20 protein-coding genes are annotated in these 15,780 nt (G+C 74.9%); 8 read left to right on the top strand and 12 right to left on the bottom strand.

The genetic code is table 11. The annotated features are described in order from the left end of the window. The first annotated feature begins 7 nt into the window (after positions 1-7). Entirely contained in the window at positions 8-1,063 is a 1,056-nt protein-coding gene (locus CHC04_RS12685; RefSeq protein WP_245817152.1) for an acyl-CoA dehydrogenase family protein, read from the top strand. 59 nt (positions 1,064-1,122) lie between these two features. On the opposite strand, the gene CHC04_RS12680 is transcribed toward CHC04_RS12685, so the two are convergent. Further along, the gene (locus CHC04_RS12680) at positions 1,123-1,743 is read right to left on the bottom strand and encodes a putative quinol monooxygenase (RefSeq protein ID WP_089404287.1); all 621 of its coding nucleotides are present in this window, start codon (positions 1,741-1,743) and stop codon (positions 1,123-1,125) included. Positions 1,744-1,843: 100 nt separating this feature from the next. Continuing rightward, the gene (locus CHC04_RS12675; protein WP_141233788.1) at positions 1,844-2,743 is read right to left on the bottom strand and encodes a DNA glycosylase family protein; all 900 of its coding nucleotides are present in this window, start codon (positions 2,741-2,743) and stop codon (positions 1,844-1,846) included. Between the two features lie 47 nt (positions 2,744-2,790). On the opposite strand from CHC04_RS12675, the gene CHC04_RS12670 reads away from it, so the two are divergent. The 4 genes from CHC04_RS12670 to CHC04_RS12655 all read left to right on the top strand — a co-directional run bounded on the left by CHC04_RS12670 (position 2,791) and on the right by CHC04_RS12655 (position 6,931). Further along, positions 2,791-3,525 (top strand): type 1 glutamine amidotransferase, encoded by a 735-nt coding sequence (locus CHC04_RS12670; protein ID WP_217897337.1) that lies wholly within the window; start codon positions 2,791-2,793, stop codon positions 3,523-3,525. A 4-nt stretch (positions 3,526-3,529) separates the two neighbouring features. Beyond that, positions 3,530-4,264, top strand: a complete 735-nt coding sequence (locus CHC04_RS12665; RefSeq protein WP_089404285.1) for an alanyl-tRNA editing protein — start codon at positions 3,530-3,532, stop codon at positions 4,262-4,264. Positions 4,265-4,365: 101 nt separating this feature from the next. Next, positions 4,366-6,369, top strand: a complete 2,004-nt coding sequence (locus CHC04_RS12660) for a hypothetical protein (RefSeq protein ID WP_089404284.1) — start codon at positions 4,366-4,368, stop codon at positions 6,367-6,369. Positions 6,370-6,697: 328 nt separating this feature from the next. Beyond that, positions 6,698-6,931 (top strand): hypothetical protein, encoded by a 234-nt coding sequence (locus tag CHC04_RS12655; RefSeq protein WP_176449983.1) that lies wholly within the window; start codon positions 6,698-6,700, stop codon positions 6,929-6,931. A 21-nt stretch (positions 6,932-6,952) separates the two neighbouring features. On the opposite strand, the gene CHC04_RS12650 is transcribed toward CHC04_RS12655, so the two are convergent. The 9 genes from CHC04_RS12650 to CHC04_RS12610 form a co-directional block, all read right to left on the bottom strand. Next, positions 6,953-8,008: a glutathione S-transferase family protein gene (locus CHC04_RS12650; protein WP_089404283.1), complete on the bottom strand. Its 1,056-nt coding sequence runs from the start codon at positions 8,006-8,008 to the stop codon at positions 6,953-6,955. Between the two features lie 44 nt (positions 8,009-8,052). Then, positions 8,053-8,475, bottom strand: a complete 423-nt coding sequence (locus tag CHC04_RS12645; RefSeq protein ID WP_089404282.1) for a DUF1810 domain-containing protein — start codon at positions 8,473-8,475, stop codon at positions 8,053-8,055. Positions 8,476-8,524: 49 nt separating this feature from the next. After that, positions 8,525-8,908 carry a type II toxin-antitoxin system VapC family toxin gene (locus tag CHC04_RS12640; protein ID WP_089404281.1) on the bottom strand — a complete coding sequence of 128 codons (384 nt, stop codon included), beginning with the start codon at positions 8,906-8,908 and terminating at the stop codon, positions 8,525-8,527. Continuing rightward, on the bottom strand, positions 8,905-9,126 hold the full coding sequence (locus CHC04_RS12635) for an antitoxin (RefSeq protein ID WP_089404280.1): 222 nt from the start codon (positions 9,124-9,126) through the stop codon (positions 8,905-8,907). The genes CHC04_RS12640 and CHC04_RS12635 overlap by 4 nt, the downstream gene beginning before the upstream one ends. 36 nt (positions 9,127-9,162) lie before the next feature. After that, a complete protein-coding gene (locus tag CHC04_RS12630) occupies positions 9,163-9,837 on the bottom strand; it encodes a hypothetical protein (RefSeq protein WP_141233787.1) in 675 nt (224 codons plus the stop codon). A 224-nt stretch (positions 9,838-10,061) separates the two neighbouring features. Continuing rightward, positions 10,062-10,631, bottom strand: a complete 570-nt coding sequence (locus CHC04_RS12625; RefSeq protein WP_089404278.1) for a hypothetical protein — start codon at positions 10,629-10,631, stop codon at positions 10,062-10,064. A gap of 91 nt (positions 10,632-10,722) precedes the next feature. After that, entirely contained in the window at positions 10,723-11,148 is a 426-nt protein-coding gene (locus CHC04_RS12620; protein ID WP_089404277.1) for a type II toxin-antitoxin system VapC family toxin, read from the bottom strand. Further along, positions 11,145-11,402 carry a type II toxin-antitoxin system Phd/YefM family antitoxin gene (locus CHC04_RS12615; protein WP_089404276.1) on the bottom strand — a complete coding sequence of 86 codons (258 nt, stop codon included), beginning with the start codon at positions 11,400-11,402 and terminating at the stop codon, positions 11,145-11,147. Before CHC04_RS12615 ends, CHC04_RS12620 begins: the two co-directional genes overlap by 4 nt. Positions 11,403-11,553: 151 nt before the next feature. Beyond that, positions 11,554-12,321, bottom strand: a complete 768-nt coding sequence (locus tag CHC04_RS12610; protein WP_245817151.1) for a hypothetical protein — start codon at positions 12,319-12,321, stop codon at positions 11,554-11,556. Positions 12,322-12,462: 141 nt separating this feature from the next. Here CHC04_RS12610 and CHC04_RS12605 point away from each other — a divergent pair, with 141 nt between their 5' ends. From CHC04_RS12605 to CHC04_RS12595, 3 genes are all read left to right on the top strand, one after another. After that, on the top strand, positions 12,463-12,972 hold the full coding sequence (locus CHC04_RS12605; protein ID WP_089404274.1) for a hypothetical protein: 510 nt from the start codon (positions 12,463-12,465) through the stop codon (positions 12,970-12,972). Between the two features lie 31 nt (positions 12,973-13,003). Beyond that, on the top strand, positions 13,004-13,597 hold the full coding sequence (locus CHC04_RS12600; RefSeq protein WP_245817150.1) for a TIGR03086 family metal-binding protein: 594 nt from the start codon (positions 13,004-13,006) through the stop codon (positions 13,595-13,597). Between the two features lie 70 nt (positions 13,598-13,667). Beyond that, a complete protein-coding gene (locus CHC04_RS12595) occupies positions 13,668-14,510 on the top strand; it encodes an SGNH/GDSL hydrolase family protein (RefSeq protein WP_176449982.1) in 843 nt (280 codons plus the stop codon). A 37-nt stretch (positions 14,511-14,547) separates the two neighbouring features. On the opposite strand, the gene CHC04_RS12590 is transcribed toward CHC04_RS12595, so the two are convergent. Next, positions 14,548-15,726, bottom strand: coding sequence for an LLM class flavin-dependent oxidoreductase (locus CHC04_RS12590; RefSeq protein ID WP_089404271.1), 1,179 nt, complete (start codon positions 15,724-15,726; stop codon positions 14,548-14,550). Between the last annotated feature and the right edge of the window lie 54 nt (positions 15,727-15,780).

The raw sequence follows: 15,780 nt of genomic DNA, 5'->3' as shown, positions 1-15,780 counted from the left end.
GGATTTGGTGGTCGCCACCGTCCGGGAGATCCTCGCCGGGCACGAGCCGTTCGTGCTCACCGCCGAGCGGCCGTGGGACGAGGGCCTGTGGGCCGACCTGGCCGACGCCGGGCTGACCGGCGTCGGGCTGCCCGAGGAGGCCGGCGGCTCCGGCGGGGAGCTGGCCGACGCCGTCGCGGTGGTGCGCACGCTGGCCGCGGGCGCCGGTGCGGTGCCGGTGGCCGAGCAGCTGCTCGTCGCCGGGCCCGCGGTGCTGGCCGCCGACCTCGACCTGCCCGCCCCGGAGGAGCCGCTGACGGTCGCCCTGGACGGCGCGGTCACCGCCGAGCCCTCCGACGACGGCGACGGCCCCGGCCGGTTCGTCCTCACCGGCACCGCCACCGACGTCCCGTGGGCCGGCGTCGCCCGGCACGTCGCGGTGCTCGCCGCGCCGCCGGCCGGCATCGAGGGCGCGGTGCTCGCCGTCGTCGACGCCGCCGGCCTGGACGCCTCCCGGGCGGTCAACCTCGCCGGGGAGCCGCGCGGCTCGCTGGTGCTCGACGGCGTCGGCGTACCGGGCGCGCTGCTGCCGCCGGCCGCCGTCGACCTCGTGCGGGCCCGCGCGGCGCTGGCGCGCGCGGTGCAGATCTCCGCCGCGCTCGAGCAGGTGCTGGCCTGGACGGTGCAGTACGCGGGCGAGCGGGTGCAGTTCGGCCGGCCGCTCGGCAAGTTCCAGGCGATCCAGGTCGAGCTCGCGCAGATGGCCGGTGAGGTCACCGCCACCGCCGCGCTCGTCGACGCCGCCGTGCAGGCGCTCGACCGCGGCGCGGACACCGTGGTGCTCGCCGCGGCGGCCGCGAAGGTGCGCGCGGGGGAGGCGGTGGAGACCGTCGCCAAGCTCGCCCACCAGGTGCACGGCGCCATCGGCTTCACCCAGGAGCACCGGCTGCACCACCTCACCCGGCGCTGCTGGTCGTGGCGTGACGAGGCGGGCACGGAGCTGACCTGGGCGCGCACGCTCGGCGCCGGCCTGGTCGCCGCCGCTCCCGACGACGTCTGGCCGGCCTTCACCCGCGTCCTGTAGTCCGGCCCTCCTGCAGGGGCCCGCCGCGAGCCTGCGAGTGGTGGGGGGCAGGAGGGCCCTCACACGGTCTCGGGGACGCGCAGGTGGGCGAGGACGAGGTCGAACTCGTCGTGGTCGACGATCTCCATCCGCATGAGGCGGGCGAAGTCGTCCCGGCTGGCGCGGGCGTGCGTGCGGCTGGCGGCCATGCACTCGCGGTCCTCGAACGTCACCGCGGAGACGCCCAGGCCCTGCTCCCGGTCGAGGAACAGGCTCACGCTGCAGAAGCCGCCGTAGCCCTCCATCCGCGGCACCATGATCGTCCGGTAGGCGTCGAGGATGCGGTCGACGTCGGCGGGGTCGGCCCGCGTCCACGTCACCCGGGTGCACGCGCCCGTCGGCGCCTCGGAGCGGCGGTGCATGACCGCGACCTCCCACTCGTGCACCTCGGGCGGGCCGCCGAAGATGCTGCCGGCCCGCTCCCGCAGCCCCTTCACCCCGTCCTCGCTGGCGGCCATCGCCTCGCGGTCGCGCCAGGAGGAGGTGACGACGCAGCGCCCGGTCTCGCGGTCGGCCAGCATGGACAGGCCCACGTTGCCCGGCATGCCCGTGATCGCCGGCATGACCTCGTCGCAGACGTAGGCGATGCCGTCGTCGACGGTCATGGGCGTGCCGGTGAGCGTGGTCGAGCGTGCGTACATGCCGTCCTCCTGTCGGACGGCGGCGCCCGCGCGGCACCGCCGCGTGCCTCAGCTTCCTCGGGTGGGGGTGTCAGCGGAAGCCCCCGCCGGGACCGGCCGGTCAGCGGCGGGTGATGTCCTCGCTGATGTCCTCGCGTCGGCCGCGCGGGGAGGTCCGCGGCGGGCGGCGGCCGCTGGCCACCACCAGGCCGAGCACGCGGTAGCGGTGCGGCCGGTGCGGCGCCAGCAGCTCGAGCATCGCCACGTCGTCGCCGCGCGGCCGGCCGGCCAGCACCCACGTCACCAGCGACGGGATGCCGCTGTCGCCGGGCACCACGGCGTCGCGGTCGCCCCAGGTGAGCGCGGCCAGGCAGCCGGTGGTCCACGGGCCGACGCCGGGGAGGGCGCGCAGCGCCGCCGTGCCGGCCGCGACGTCGCCGTCGGCGAGGTCCTGGTGCCCGGCCAGCGCGGCGCCGGCGGCCACGAGCGTCGAGGCCCGCCGGCGCTCCAGGCCGAGGGGGTGCAGGGCGGCGGAGGACAGCCGGGCGAGGGCGGCCGGTGCCGGCGGCGCCCACAGCCCGTCGACGCCGGGGGCGGGCGAGCCGTGGGTGGTGACCAGGCGGCGCCACTGCTCGGCGGCGTCGAGGCGGCTGATCCGCTGCTGCACGACCAGGCAGCTCAGGTCGTGCCAGAGCGTGCCGGTGCGGGCGATCCGCCGCCGGCCGTGCCGCCGCCACAGGTCCCGCAGCGGCGGGCCGGCGGGGTCGAAGCCGGTCACGTCGTCCTCGCAGCCCAGCAGCCGCGGCGCGCGCTCGAGCAGCCACCCGGCGCCGTCCCCGGACGCCTCCACCCGGGCGGTGCCCGAGCCCGGCTCCCAGGTGACGACGACGGTCCCGGCGCCCTCGGGTGTGCAGGTGGCCCGCTCGAACCGCCCGGGGGACAGTCGCGCCGTCGGGTCGCGCGGCAGCCAGACGACCGAACGCAGGGTGGCCGCGAGGTCGACGTCCCCGGTCGGCACCACGCGGACGGACGGTCGGGGGGCGGCGGGCACCCGCCGATACTGCACCCGTGCAGACCGCGCTCGTCCTCGTCCACGACGCCGACCCCTCCCGCGGCGCCCGGCTGCCCGGCACGCTGCGGCCCGCGCTGGAGGCGCAGGGGCTGGCGGTCGTCGTCGGCACCACCGTGGGGCCGTCCCCGCTGCTCACCGACCTGCCCGATCCCGCCGGCCTGCGCACGCTGGTGGTGATGGGCTCGGGTGCCGCCGCCTACGACGACACGGTGCCGTGGCTGGGTGCGGAGCTGGCCTACCTGCGGCGGGCGGTCGACGCCGGGACGCCGGTGCTCGGGGTCTGCTTCGGCGGGCAGGCGCTGGCGCGGGTGCTCGGCGGGGAGGTGTCGCAGGCCCCGGCCGGCGAGCACGGGTTCCTCGACGTCGAGACCGCCGACCCCGCACTGGTGCCGGCCGGCCCGTGGTTCGAGTACCACGGCGACCGGTTCACCGTGCCGCCCGGCGGGGTCGAGGTCGCGCGGACCGGGCGCGCGGTGCAGGCGTTCACCTCCGGCCCGCACCTGGGCGTGCAGTTCCACCCGGAGATCGACCCGGGCGCCTTCGCGGCGTGGGAGGAGACCTGGGCGCTCACCGGCCCGCCGCCGCCGGAGGCGGCCGCGCTGGTCCCGGGGCTGCGGCGGGAGATCGCCGAGCGGGCGCCCGAGGCGGCCGCGGCGTGCGCCCGGCTGGTCGCCGCGTTCCTCGCCCGCGCCGACGCGCTGCCCGGACCGGCCGCCGCACCGGCAGCATGACCCCGTGAGCGCTGACCGGCACGGCCACACCCACCGCCTCGACCTGGCCGACCCGACCGTCCGCGAGTGGGACGCGACGGTGGTCGCCGTCGACCTGGAGCGGGGCGTCGTCCTCGACCGGTCGGCCTTCTACCCGGGCGGGGGCGGGCAGCCGCCGGACGAGGGCGTGCTGCTGTGGGGCGGGGTGCGCACCCGCATCGCCGGCACGGTCAAGGGCGACGACCTGTACCTGGTCCCCGTCGAGGGCGACCCCGTCCCGCCACCGGGGACGGCGGTGCGCGGCGCGCTGGACGACGAGCGGCGCACCGCGCTCATGCGCACCCACTCGGGGCTGCACGTGCTCACCGGCGTGGTGCTGCGCGACTTCGGCGCGAAGGTCACCGGCGGCAACATGGAGCCGCTGACCGCGCGCATGGACTTCGACCTGCCGGAGGTGCCCGCCGACTTCCGCGACCGCATCGCGGAGGCGGTGAACGCCGAGATCGCCGCCGACCGGCCGATCGAGGTGCGCACCCTGCCGCGCGAGGAGGCCTACGCGATCCCCGACCTCATCCGCACGGCCACCGACCTGCTGCCGCCCGACATCGAGCAGGTGCGTGTGGTCGACATCGTCGGCCTCGACCTGCAGGCCGACGGCGGTACGCACGTCGCGTCGACGGCGATGGTCGGCCGGGTCGAGGTGGTCAAGCTGGAGAACAAGGGGCGGGGGTTCCGCCGGATCCGGATCCGCATCGTGTGACCCGGGTTTGTGCTCCACGAGCGGTCGGAACTCGGCCGCTCTAGTCTTCTCGTGTGCGGGGAGCAGACTCGGCACCGGCGACTGCGGATCCCGCAGTCGCCGTGGCGTGGCTGCAGAGGATCCTCCTGCTCGCCTGCCTGGTGACCGGCCTGTACGCCGTGGCGCTCCTGGCGTCCTCCCCGGCGCGTGCCGAGGACCCGCTCGCTCCCGTCGGTGGCGCGGTGGACGGGGTCACGGCGGGTGTCGACGACGCCGCGCAGGTGGTGGAGCCGGTCGCCGAGGTCGTGCCGGAGGCGGTCGCGGAGGAGCCGCCCGCTCCAGAGGTCGAGCCGCCTGCTCCAGAGGTCGAGCCGCCTGCTCCGGTGGAGCCGCCTGCTCCCGTGGAGCCGCCCGCTCCGGCCGTCGACGTCCCCGCGGAGACGTCTGCTCCGGCCGTCGACGTTCCCGCGGAGACGCCGGAGCCGCCCGCCGACCCTGTGTCCCCGGTGACCGAGACCGTGACCGAGCCGGTCTCCGAGGTCGTGGAGCCGGTCGTCGAGCCCGTGACCGAGCCGGTGCCCGAGGTGGTCGAGCCGGTCGTGGAGCCCGCGCCGCCCGTCGCCGAGGTCGCCGAGCCGGTCGTCGGCGCGGCCGCTCCCGGGGTCGGACCGCAGGCGCGTCCGGGACCGCCGGCCGGTCGTCCGGAGCTGCCGCCGGCCGCCGGTGGCCCGGGATCCCCCGGCGGCCCCGTGCTGCCGCCTGTGGTCGAGGTGCCGCCGGTGGTGGCGGGTCCCCCTGTCGAGCTGCCTCCGGTCGTCGAGCTGCCGCCGGTGGTGGTGGGTCCCCCCGTCGAGGTGCCCCCGGTGGTCGAGGTGCCCCCGGTCGTCGACGTCCCGCCGGTCGTCGAGGTGCCCCCGGTCGTCGAGCTGCCCCCGGTCGTCGACCTGCCGCCGGTCGTGCTCCCTGTCGATCCGCCGGTGCTGCCGCCGGTCGAGACCCCCGTGGACCCGCCGGTGCTGCCGCCGGTCGTGGTCCCCGTCCCGGACGTCGTCCCCGACGTCGTCGGGCCGGTCGTCGATCCCGGGGTCCCGCCCGTCGTCGTGCTCCCGGAGACGCCCCGCCTGCCCGAGCTGCCGCCCGTGGTCCCGATCGTCGACCCGGTGGTCCCCACCGTCCCGGTTCCCTTGCCTGACGTCGTGCCGCCGGCCGTCCCCCCGGCCGTCGATCCGGTGGTCCCCGCCGTCCCGGTGCCCCTGCCCGACGTCGTGCCGCCGGCCGTCCCCCCGGTCGTCGACGTGCCGGCCGACCCCGGGCAGCCGGGGCTGCCGCCGGTGGTGCCCGTCGTGGACCCGGTGGTGCCCGTCGTCCAGGTCCTCCTGCCCGACGTGGTCGGGCCGGTGGTCGATGCGGTGCCTCCGGTGGTGGACCCCGTCCTCCCGCCGGTCGTCCCCGACGTCCTCGTGCCGGTGCTCGAGGTCGTCCAGCCGGTGGTCGAGGTCGTCGCACCACCCGTCGCCGAGCCGATCGCAGAACCCGTGACCCCGCCGGTCACCGACACCGCCGATGCCCCGGCCGAGTCGGCCGTCCCGTCCGACGAGATCGTCGCGTCGGGCGCCGTGAGCACGACGACCGCGACCACCCCGACCGCGACCACCCCGACCGCGACGCCCCCGACCGCCACGGTCGCGGCCGCCGACGTCGTGGTCGGGGCAGCGCTGTCCGCCGTCGCCGCCGTCGTCGGCACCCCTGCGCCGACCGTCTCCGCGGACGAGACGGGGTGCGGGTCGGCCACCGCGGCGCTGGTCGGACCGCCCACCCGGTCGGCCCGCGGTGAAGACGCCGCGCGCACCCAGCCGGTGACCGGCTCGAGCCCGGCGTCGACCCCCGCGGCCGGCAACCTGCCGTTGACCCCGCGCCTCCCGGACCCGGGCCGCCCGACGTCGCCGGACTCCACTCCGGCCGCGCCCGCCGCGCCGACGCTGTCGTCGTCGACCTCGCTCGCCGCCGTCGCGGCGGTCTGCCCGTCCGCGGCACCGCCGGCGGCCTTCTCGCTCGTCCCGGCACCGACGGCGGCCGCCGCCGTCGTGGCCGCCCACCTGCGCGACCCGTCCTTCTCTCCCGACTGACCTCCCTGCCGGGCGCGCACCAGCCGCCGGGCGAGGTCGGGGCCACCCCGCACCGCACCGCCGGCCGTGCGTCGCCCTCCCGGGCGTGACCCCGACCTGGCCAGAACTGGGCCGGGGCCACCGGGCGGGGAGGTATCGGGGCTGGGGGTTCCGCGCGACGGCCGGCCGTCAGCCCGGCACCCCTGACTTCCCCGCCCACACCCCAGGACGACGGGGGCGGTGGTGACACCATCGCCTCCGCCCCCGTCGACCTGACCTCACGACGCGGGGGACACCGCCGCGCGGCGACCACTCCCGCACGGGCTCGACGTCGTGCACAGTGCCGCCCGTGACGGCGTTCGTGATCGTGACCGTGCTGGTGGGGGCGTTCCTGATGGTGCTCAGCTCACGGCTGGGCCGGTCCCGTCCGCCCGGCCGGCACGCACGGGCCGCCGGGGCCGACGGGGGGTCGTACGGCGACTCCTCCTGGTCCGACGGTCACCACGGCGGCCACTCCGACTCCGGCGGCTGGGGAGGCGACGGCGGCTGTGGGGACGGCGGTGGAGGTGGCGGCGGCGACTGACCGCCCCTCAGCGCCGGACGGTCACCGCCGCTCGTCGTCGGGTCGGTGACCGGTGCCGCCGGGACCGTGGTCGGCCGGCACCTCCTCGCCGGAGGCCACCGGGCCGGGCGGGGTGCCGTCGCCGAAGGGGGAGCCGCCGAGCTCCTCGCGGCCGTGCGGGGTCAGCCAGTTGCGGGTGTCCGGGCCCATCGGGATGACCTGCGTCGGGTTGATGTCGGCGTGGACGACGTAGTAGTGCTCCTTGATCTGCGGGAAGTCGGTGGTGTCCCCGAACCCCGGCGTCTGGAACAGGTCCCGCGCGTAGCCCCACAGCGCCGGCATCTCCGACAGCTTCTGCCGGTTGCACTTGAAGTGGCCGTGGTAGACGGCGTCGAAGCGGGCGAGCGTGGTGAACAGCCGGACGTCGGCCTCGGTGATCGTGTCGCCCATGAGGTAGCGCTGCGTCGTGAGGCGCTCCTCCAGCCAGTCCAGCGCCGTCCACAGCCGGTCGTAGGCCTTGTCGTAGGCGCGCTGCGAGCCCGCGAACCCGCACCGGTACACGCCGTTGTTGACCTCGGTGTAGACCCGCTGCATGACGTCGTCCATCTCGTCGCGCAGGTGCTCGGGGTAGAGGTCGGGGGCGCCGTCGCGGTGGTGCGCCGTCCACTGGGTGGAGAAGTCCAGCGTCATCTGCATGAAGTCGTTCGTCACGACGGCCTTGGTCGGGATGTCGACCATCGCCGGCACCGTGATGCCGCGCGGGTACTCGGGGTCGCGGGCGAGGAAGGCCTCCTGCAGGCGCTCGTAGCCCAGCACCGGGTCGCGACCGCCGGGGTCGAGGTCGAAGGTCCAGCTGCGCTCGTCGTGCGTGGGCCCGCAGATGCCCATCGAGAACGCCGGCTCCAGGCCGAGCAGCCGGCGCACGATGGCCGCGCGGTTGGCCCACGGGCAGGCACGCGCGATGACCAGCCGGTAGCGGCCGACCTCGACCGGCCAGGGGCTCGAGCCGTCGGCGGTGATCCGGTCGGTGATGTAGTTCGTGTCGCGGCTGTACTCCTGGCCGCTGCTGACGTATCCGGACCCGCTGTTGTCACTCACGCGATCAAGCCTCGCCGACACCGCGTGCCACCGCGCGGCAGGACCTACAGCCGGGACGTCGTCGCCTCGTCCTCCTGCCCGCCGAAGTACCGGTCGAGGACCGCGCGGAAGACCGGCTGCTCCGGGTCGGCGCGGGCGAAGAGCGTCATCGACGAGCGCAGCTTGACCGCGTCGACGGTGCCGAGCACCGCCTCCGGGTCGCTCTGGTCGATCTCGGTGAGCGCCTGCGCGGACTCGACCAGGCGCGGGCCGAGCACCGGGTGGGCGAGGTAGGCGCGGGCCTCGTCGAGGCCGCTGAGCGCGTAGTGCTGCGCCGTCGGGCTGCGGCCGAGCCCGGCCACCTGCGGGAAGACGAACCACATCCAGTGGCTCCTCTTGCGTCCGGCCCGCAGCTCGGCGAGGGCCTGTGGGTAGGTGCCGTCCTGGGCGACGACGAAGCGGGCGAGCCGGTACGGGTCGTCGGTCACGGGATGCAGGATGGCTGGCCGGTCCCGATCGCGCGACGGACGCCGGCCGCTACCGGGGGAGGACCGTGACGGGACACCGCACACCCGGTGCGCGGCCCAGCCGTCCGTCGCCGGTGACGACCGGACAGTCCAGTGCCTCGGCCAGGGCGACGTAGACGGCGTCGTAGGCCGTGAGGTTCTCCCGCAACTCCCAGACGCGCTCCAGGAGGCCGCCTGCAGGATGACGGACGACGCCGAGGCGCCGCCACGTGTCGAGTGCGGTCCACCCGTCCTCAGGGGACACGTGGCCGGCCGCCACGACACGACGCAGCGCGCTGGCCACCTCGGCGTCCACCAGGTGCGGCACGTGCACCTGTTCCCGGGACAGGGAGGCACGTGCCGGACCGTCGTTCAGCAGGGCGGTGACCACGGCCGAGGCGTCGGCGACGATCACCGTCCCGCGCGGTCGGCGTCGAGGGCGCCGACCAGGTCCGCGACGGGGACGTCGAGGTCGGGTAGCGCTGCGAGGAGAGCCGGGTTGTCGGCCCGGCGCGCTGCTGCGCTCAGTTCGCGGACGGCGAGGGCGCCGACCGACATGGACTCGCGCTTGGCCAGCCGCTCCAGGCGCTCCACCACGTCGTCCGGGACGTTGCGCAGGTAGAGGGTCCGCATGTCGCACGATGCTAGCAAGCAGCAAGCAATACGCAGTCAGTCATAGGGGTCGGTCAGGACGGCGGTCGCCTCGACGACGTCGAACGTCACGGGCGGGCCGTCGGTCGTGGTGGTCCCGGGGACGTCGGCCGGCGCGCTGCCGTCGACGGTGAACGTCGCACCCCACGTCACCGTCAGGCTCGCCGAGTACGTGCCGGACCGGTAGAGGTGCTCGGCGGCGTGGCCGGGGTAGGCGCTGCCCGGCTCCGTGCTGGTGAGCGTCGGGGCTGCCGGGTCGCCGGTGCGCCAGGTGTACTGCTCGGCCCGGGCGACGATCACGACGGTGAAGCCGCGGATGTCCACGGTGAAGGTCTGCGTGGCCGGCGAGTCGGTCCAGAAGACCACCGGCAGCCCGGACAGGCCGTCGCCCGGCGGCGCGTGCTGGGTGGTCAGCTGCGGGAGCGGGAGGCGCTGGAAGTAGGTGAAGACCTCGTCGGGCGACGGCGGCGGGTTGAGCGCCGTGATGTCGATGCAGGCGGTGCGGACGTCGGCCCAGTCCTCCAGCAGGTCCCCGGGGGCGAACCCCGCTGGTACCTCGACGACGGCGGTCCCGTCCGGACGGACGACCGGGCGCTGCTGAACGGTGAGGAAGCGAACGACCTGGCCCGGCTCAGCAGGACAGTCCTGGAAGTCGAAGACTCCACAGAAGCCGTCGCGCTCGTCCGCCAGCACACACGGCTGGCGCAATCGCCAGACATAGTCGACGGCTGCTGCGCCAACGGCGCCGACTACCTCGCCGACGCGTCCCCCGGAGAACGCCGTCGTAACAGCACCATCGTCAAGTCCCGTCTCGGGGCAGCTCTCGAACCGGCAATCGGCATTGGCAACGCTGGCGCTGCCGAGGAGACACATGCCAAGCGCGCAAAGGGTGGCAAGGAGAAGAGTGATTAGGCGAGTCATCCAATGCCAAAGCTTGTGACGAGCCAAGTCCGATCACTGGCTGACCAGAGCAAATCAATCCCGCCAGCGGCGTTGGTCTTGAGCTCTTGTCCAGGGTCGACGACCGCTCCTGTTGCATCTACTAGGCGCACAGCCTCCTGCCGGACGCCAAAACCGAAGGCAGCGGTGTCTTCAGCTAGCCGCGGAGTCGTAACGTCGTTGAGCTCTAGCTCACCGCCCTCATACCGCTCGCCTGCGGCCGCCGTTTCGTCGTAGGCGCCTGCGATGCGCTGGCACTCGCCGCAGTCCGGACCGAGATCACGCAGGGGCTGTCCGGCGGGGATCGCTCGCTGCCGGTTCAGCAGGTCGATCCAGTAGCGGAGGAAGGCCTCGGCGCCGGCGGCGTCCTGGGTGCGCGCCTCCGGCAGTACGGGGAAGTCCGCGGGCCCGACCACGGGGAGCGCCTCGGTGGTCGGTGCGGCTGAGGTGGCCGAGGGCAGGCTGGTGCTGGGGGCCTCGGCGTCGGCACTGCCGCAGCCGGTGAGCAGCGTCGTCCCGAGCGCTACGGCCGCCGCCGTCAGTCGCATCCCCCCGCGGTGAATACGCACGGCTGGGGACGATAACCAGAACGGAGGCGAACGCCGGTCACCCCTGTGGACGAGCCACCCGAACGGCTGCTCAGCCGGTCGTGTCGACGACGGCGAGGCCGGCCGTGCGCCAAGCCTCCAGGAGGTCGCCGTCGCCGGCGGTGGCCACGACCGTGGAGTCGGCGTGCCCGACCGCGGCGGCGCAGTGCACGGCGTCGTAGCCGCGCAGTCCGTACGTCGCAGCCAGCCCAGCGGCGCTGCGGACGAGCTGGGTGTCGACGGAGAGGGAGACCACCTGGTCCCACAGGGCGTCCCAACGCTGCAGCGCCTCGGCGTGCTGCGTTCCGGTGAGCCGGCCGAGGCGCTGCGCGCGAGCGAGGGCTGCCGCCGCCTCCACGTAGGTGAGCTCCACGGTCAGCACGGCCTCGGCCTGGTCCCACACCCGTCGGCAGCGCACGCTCGTGGGTTCCGCGACGATGAGCGGGACGAGGGCCGAGGTGTCGAAGTAGGCGATCACCGACGCTGGTCGGTCACCAGGTCGGACACCGTGCCGTCGACGACCAGGGGCTCTGGAGCGGCCCGCTTGGAGGTCCGAGGCGGCTGAACGAGCCCTTCTGCGATCAGTCGTTCCAGCGTCGTGGGCCGGTTGACCGGCACGATGCGCGCCACGGGCCGTCCGTGGTCGGTGACGGTGACCGTGCCGCCGTCACGGACGGAGGCGATGTGACGGCTGAGCCCGTCGCGGAGCTCACGGATTCCGACCCAGGACATCGGACCTCCTTGTTGTGCCCATCACGCGATGGCTGATTGTAGCCACGTAGGCGCACGGGAAGATTTTGATCATCGAGTCCTTGCCCTCCGCGCCGGCGTGTCCGCGCGTGTCAGCGGCAACAACCCGATGATCAACAGTCGAGCCAGCCCCTCATGCCGGAAGCAGTGAGTCCAACCCCTGCTCCGAGTCGGCCGCCAGCGCCCGCCCGACCGCGACCGCGTGCGTCATCCGCAGCGACCCGGCCAGCCACAGCAGCACGTCGTGCAGCCGCAGCCGCGTCAGCGGGCGCCCGAGCAGGGTCGCCGTCGCCGTCTCCAGCGCGGTGAACGCCGCGGCGTTGGCGGTCAGCTCCCGGTGGACGACGGCCTCGGGTCCGCTGTCGCCCTCGCCCACGTGCCCGTACAGCTGCCGCCGCGTGACGCCGTCGAGCAGTGGCACCAGCGCCGGGTACCGGGAGTGCAGCGCCGCCCGCACGTGCCGGTCACCCACCTCGCGCAGCGCCGCGCCCACGGTCCCCGGCTCCATGAGCACGGAGAACTCGTCGGCGGGCAGCTCCCAGAACGCGCGCCCGGCCGCCCGGTCGACCAGTGTCCCCACCACCGGCCAGACGTCGTCGAGCGCCGTGCGCACCCGGCGCCACCCGGCCGGGTCGAGTCGGCCGTGCAGGCCCTCGGCCACGAGGACGTCGCGATCGGTGGGGGAGCCGGCGGTCTCGGGCGGCTGCCCGTCGAAGCGGTCGTGGGCGAAGGCGAGCACCTGCACCCACCGGCCGTGCGGGTGGCTGGGGGAGCGGAAGAACAGCGGACGGCGGCCCCGCGCGTACCCGAGGACGGCGGCCAGCGCGGTCGGCAGCGGGATCGGGTCGGGTCCGGCGCTCGGGAGGACGAGGGCGGCGCCGCCCCCTCGTCCCGCTGTCACGTCTGTCATTACTACCCCGTTCCGGGGTGGCCGTGGGACGGATGGCGGGACCGGGTCCAAGGACACTGGGCGGACCACCGGAGCGGGAGCAGGCTCCCCTTCCCGGGTCCGAGCCCGCGGTCGTCCCTGCCGGAGGTCCCCATGGCCCGCCTGCGTCGTCTCGTCCTGGTCCCGGCCGTGGCCGCCGGCCTCGTCACGGCGCTGGCTGCCCCGGCCTGGGCGGCGCCACTGACGCCCAGCAAGCCGACGACGGTCGTCATCGAGGACCTGACCTTCCCCTACGGGCCCTGCCCGGACGTGACCGTCAGCGACTTCGACATCCGTCTCAGGATCCAGACGTTCAGCGACGGCGACCGCGTCGTCCAGGAGGTGCGCAACGTCTCCTACACGGGGACGCTCACCGGTCCGACGGGGACGCAGACGACCTACGAGGGCCACTTCCGGGTCGTCGACCTGTTCGACGAGGGCGTCTCCGTCCGGCAGGGACTGGTCGGCCGGACCACGCTGCCCGACGGCGGCGAGCTCGTGCTGACCGCGGGTCGCCAGGTGCTCGACCTCGGCACGCAGGACGTCGAGGTGGCCGCCGGGAACAACACCTTCGAGGAGTTCAACGCCGCACTGTGCGGAGCCCTCGGCGCCGAGGTGGTCTGACACCGGGAGCCCGGCGCCGATGAGTCCGGGCGTGCTAGGCGGTCCCACCGACGTGCAGACGATCGACCTGGGGCCGGCGACCGCCGAGGTGGCGCGCGTCGTGGCCGGCATCCGCGACGAGCAGCTGACCGCGCCGACCCCGTGCGAGGGCACGACCGTCGCCGGGCTCCTCGACCACCTCACCGGGCTCACCCACGCGTTCCGGATGGCGGCGGAGAAGACGCCGGTCGAGGGCGCCGCCTCCGCCGACCCGGGGCACCTGCCCGCTGACTGGCGCACCCGCATCCCCGCGCAGCTCGACGCGCTGGCCGCCGCCTGGCGCGACCCGGCGGCGCACGAGGGCACCGCGCGGGCCGGGGGAGTGGACATGCCCGCCGGCGTCGCGGCCGTCGTCGCCCTCGACGAGGTGGTCGTGCACGGCTGGGACCTCGCCGTCGCCACCGGGCAGCCCTACGACGTCGACGACGCCGCGGCCGAGGCGTGCCGCGCGTTCGCCGAGTCCTTCGGCGACGACCGCCCGCCGGGGCTCTACGGGCCGGTCGTGCCGGTGCCGGCCGACGCCCCGGCGCTGCACCGGCTGCTCGGCGCCACCGGCCGTGACCCGTCCTGGCGGCCGCCCGGCTGAGCCCTTCGACCCTGGCCGGTTCCGCAGCGGGGTGCTGAGGTGCATGCACACCGGGGGACAGGGGGACACCGTGCGCAGGCAGCTGATGGTCGGGATCGCGGCGCTGCTGCCGCTCGTGGCGGTCGCACCGGCCGCCGCCCAGGAGGACTCCCCGCTCGGGACGCCGGTGTACCTCGCCCTGGGTGACTCCGTCGCCGCCGGCATCGGCGCGGTGCCCGCCGCCCCCGGCTACCCGCAGCTGCTCGAGGAGCTGCTCGACGCCGACTACAACCCGGCGGCGGATAAGGCGACGGGGCGGTCGCTCGCGGACTTCGAGCTCGTCGACCTGGCGGTGCCCGGCGCGACGACCGCAACCCTGATCGAGTACCAGCTCCGTCCGGCGGTGCAGCTGATCGAGGCGCGCGACGCCGACCGCGACCCGAAGAACGACGTCGAGGTCGTCACGGTGACCATCGGCGGCAACGACGTCTTCACCCCGATCGCGCAGGCGTGCATCGCCACCGCGACGCCGGCGGGCTGCCAGGCCACGGTGGACGCCGTGCTGGCCGGCGTCGAGGACCGGCTCACCACGATCCTCCGGGAGCTGGTCGCCGCCGCGGGCCGCGACGCCGAGGTCGTGGTGACGACGTACTACAACCCGATCGGCTCCTGCTTCCTGACCGGGGTCAACCCCGCCGCCCCGGCGATCGCGGACGTCGTCCTGGAGGGCGGGACCATCCCCGGGGTGCTGTCGCTGCAGGGCGGCCTGAACGACGTCATCCGCCGGGTCGCCGCGGAGACCGGAGCCCAGGTGACCGACCTGTACGGCGCGCTCGGTCCGGCGGACTACGTCGGCGGACGCGACTGCCTGCACCCCGATCCCTCCGGGCACGAGGTGATCGCCGAGGAGCTCTACGCCACCCTGGCCAGGTGAGCGGTGGGGTGGCGGCGCCGCCACCCCACCGCCGTCCTCAGGCCTGTCCCGCCTTCTCCTTCTCGTAGCGCTCGGTCATGGTGGCTACGGCCTGCAGCTGCGCGGCGGCGTAGTCCTCGCGCTTGCCCATGGCGTACTCCTTGGCGCCCAGCGTCTGCTGCGCGTGGCTGACCTCGCCGCCCTGGAAGTGCGGCATCACGTGCTGCGCGATCAGCTCCCACGACCGCTTCGTGGCCTGCGGGTTGGCCCATTCGTGGCCGAGCAGCAGCATGGCGCCGAAGCCGCCGGACTGGTCCCACAGCCGCTGCACCTGCGCGCGGGCGTCGTCGACGGTGCCGATCGCGCCGATGCCCGCCTCGTTGATGAAGTCGATCATCTCCTTGGCGTCACCGCCCTCGACCGCCATCTGCGGGAACGCCGCCGTCTTCTGGAAGTACCGGAACCAGGTCTCGATGCCGAACTGGACGTCGGCGTAGGCCTGCTCGCGCGTCTCGGCGATGTGCATGAGCCCGACCAGCCGCCAGTCGCGCCGCGAGACGGTCTGGCCGTAGTGCGCCGCCCGCTCCTCGACGACGTTCCAGTGGTGGGCGAGCGCGTCGAAGCCGTCCTTGGTCAGGGTGGCGCCGATCGACAGCAGCCCGACGCCGTGCCGGCCCGCCATGCGCGGCCCGGTGGGGGAGGCGACGGCGGCGACGGCGATCTCGAAGCAGGGCTGGGTGTAGGGCCGCAGGTGCAGCCGCGCGTTGACCAGGTTGTGGGTCTTGGTCTGCTCGGTGACCGTCTCGCCGCGCAGCAGCCGCATGATGATGTCGAGGTCGACCTCGAGCAGTTCGCGGGTGTCGGTGGGGGTCAGGCCCAGCATCATCGAGTCGGTGGGCAGCGAGCCGGGCCCGCAGCCGAGCATCGCGCGCCCGCGGGTGAGGTGGTCGAGCAGCACCATGCGCTCGGCCACCCAGAGCGGGTTGTGGTACGCGATCGAGGTGACGCCGGTGCCCAGCTTGATGTGGCGGGTGCGCTCGGCGGCCGCGGCGATGAAGATCTCCGGTGAGGCGATGATCTCGGTGCCGGCCGAGTGGTGTTCACCGATCCAGGCCTCGTCGTAGCCGAGCCGGTCGAGGTGCTCGACGAGCTCGAGGTCGCGCTGCAACGCCAGCGTCGGGTTCTCCCCCGGCGGGTGGAACGGGGCCAGGAAGGTGCCGAAACGCAGCCGGTCCATGAGGGTCCTCCTCGGGTCGGGGATGGGGCCCATAGTGGTGCACGTCACACCCCG

The sequence above is a fragment of the Geodermatophilus saharensis genome, from assembly GCF_900188205.1.
Taxonomy (GTDB): Bacteria; Actinomycetota; Actinomycetes; order Mycobacteriales; family Geodermatophilaceae; genus Geodermatophilus; species Geodermatophilus saharensis.
The sequence above is the reverse complement of the archived record's forward strand: the minus strand, read 5'-3'. Positions and strand labels throughout refer to the sequence as shown.

Coding starts and splice junctions, on each gene's coding strand:
- CHC04_RS12615 (WP_089404276.1), bottom strand. CDS start 11,402: ATGTCCTGGGTCGGAATCCGTGAGCTCCGCGACGGGCTCAGCCGTCAC.
- CHC04_RS12635 (WP_089404280.1), bottom strand. CDS start 9,126: ATGCGGACCCTCTACCTGCGCAACGTCCCGGACGACGTGGTGGAGCGC.
- CHC04_RS12680 (WP_089404287.1), bottom strand. CDS start 1,743: ATGTACGCACGCTCGACCACGCTCACCGGCACGCCCATGACCGTCGAC.
- CHC04_RS12625 (WP_089404278.1), bottom strand. CDS start 10,631: ATGCGACTGACGGCGGCGGCCGTAGCGCTCGGGACGACGCTGCTCACC.
- CHC04_RS12590 (WP_089404271.1), bottom strand. CDS start 15,726: ATGGACCGGCTGCGTTTCGGCACCTTCCTGGCCCCGTTCCACCCGCCG.
- CHC04_RS12605 (WP_089404274.1), top strand. CDS start 12,463: ATGGCCCGCCTGCGTCGTCTCGTCCTGGTCCCGGCCGTGGCCGCCGGC.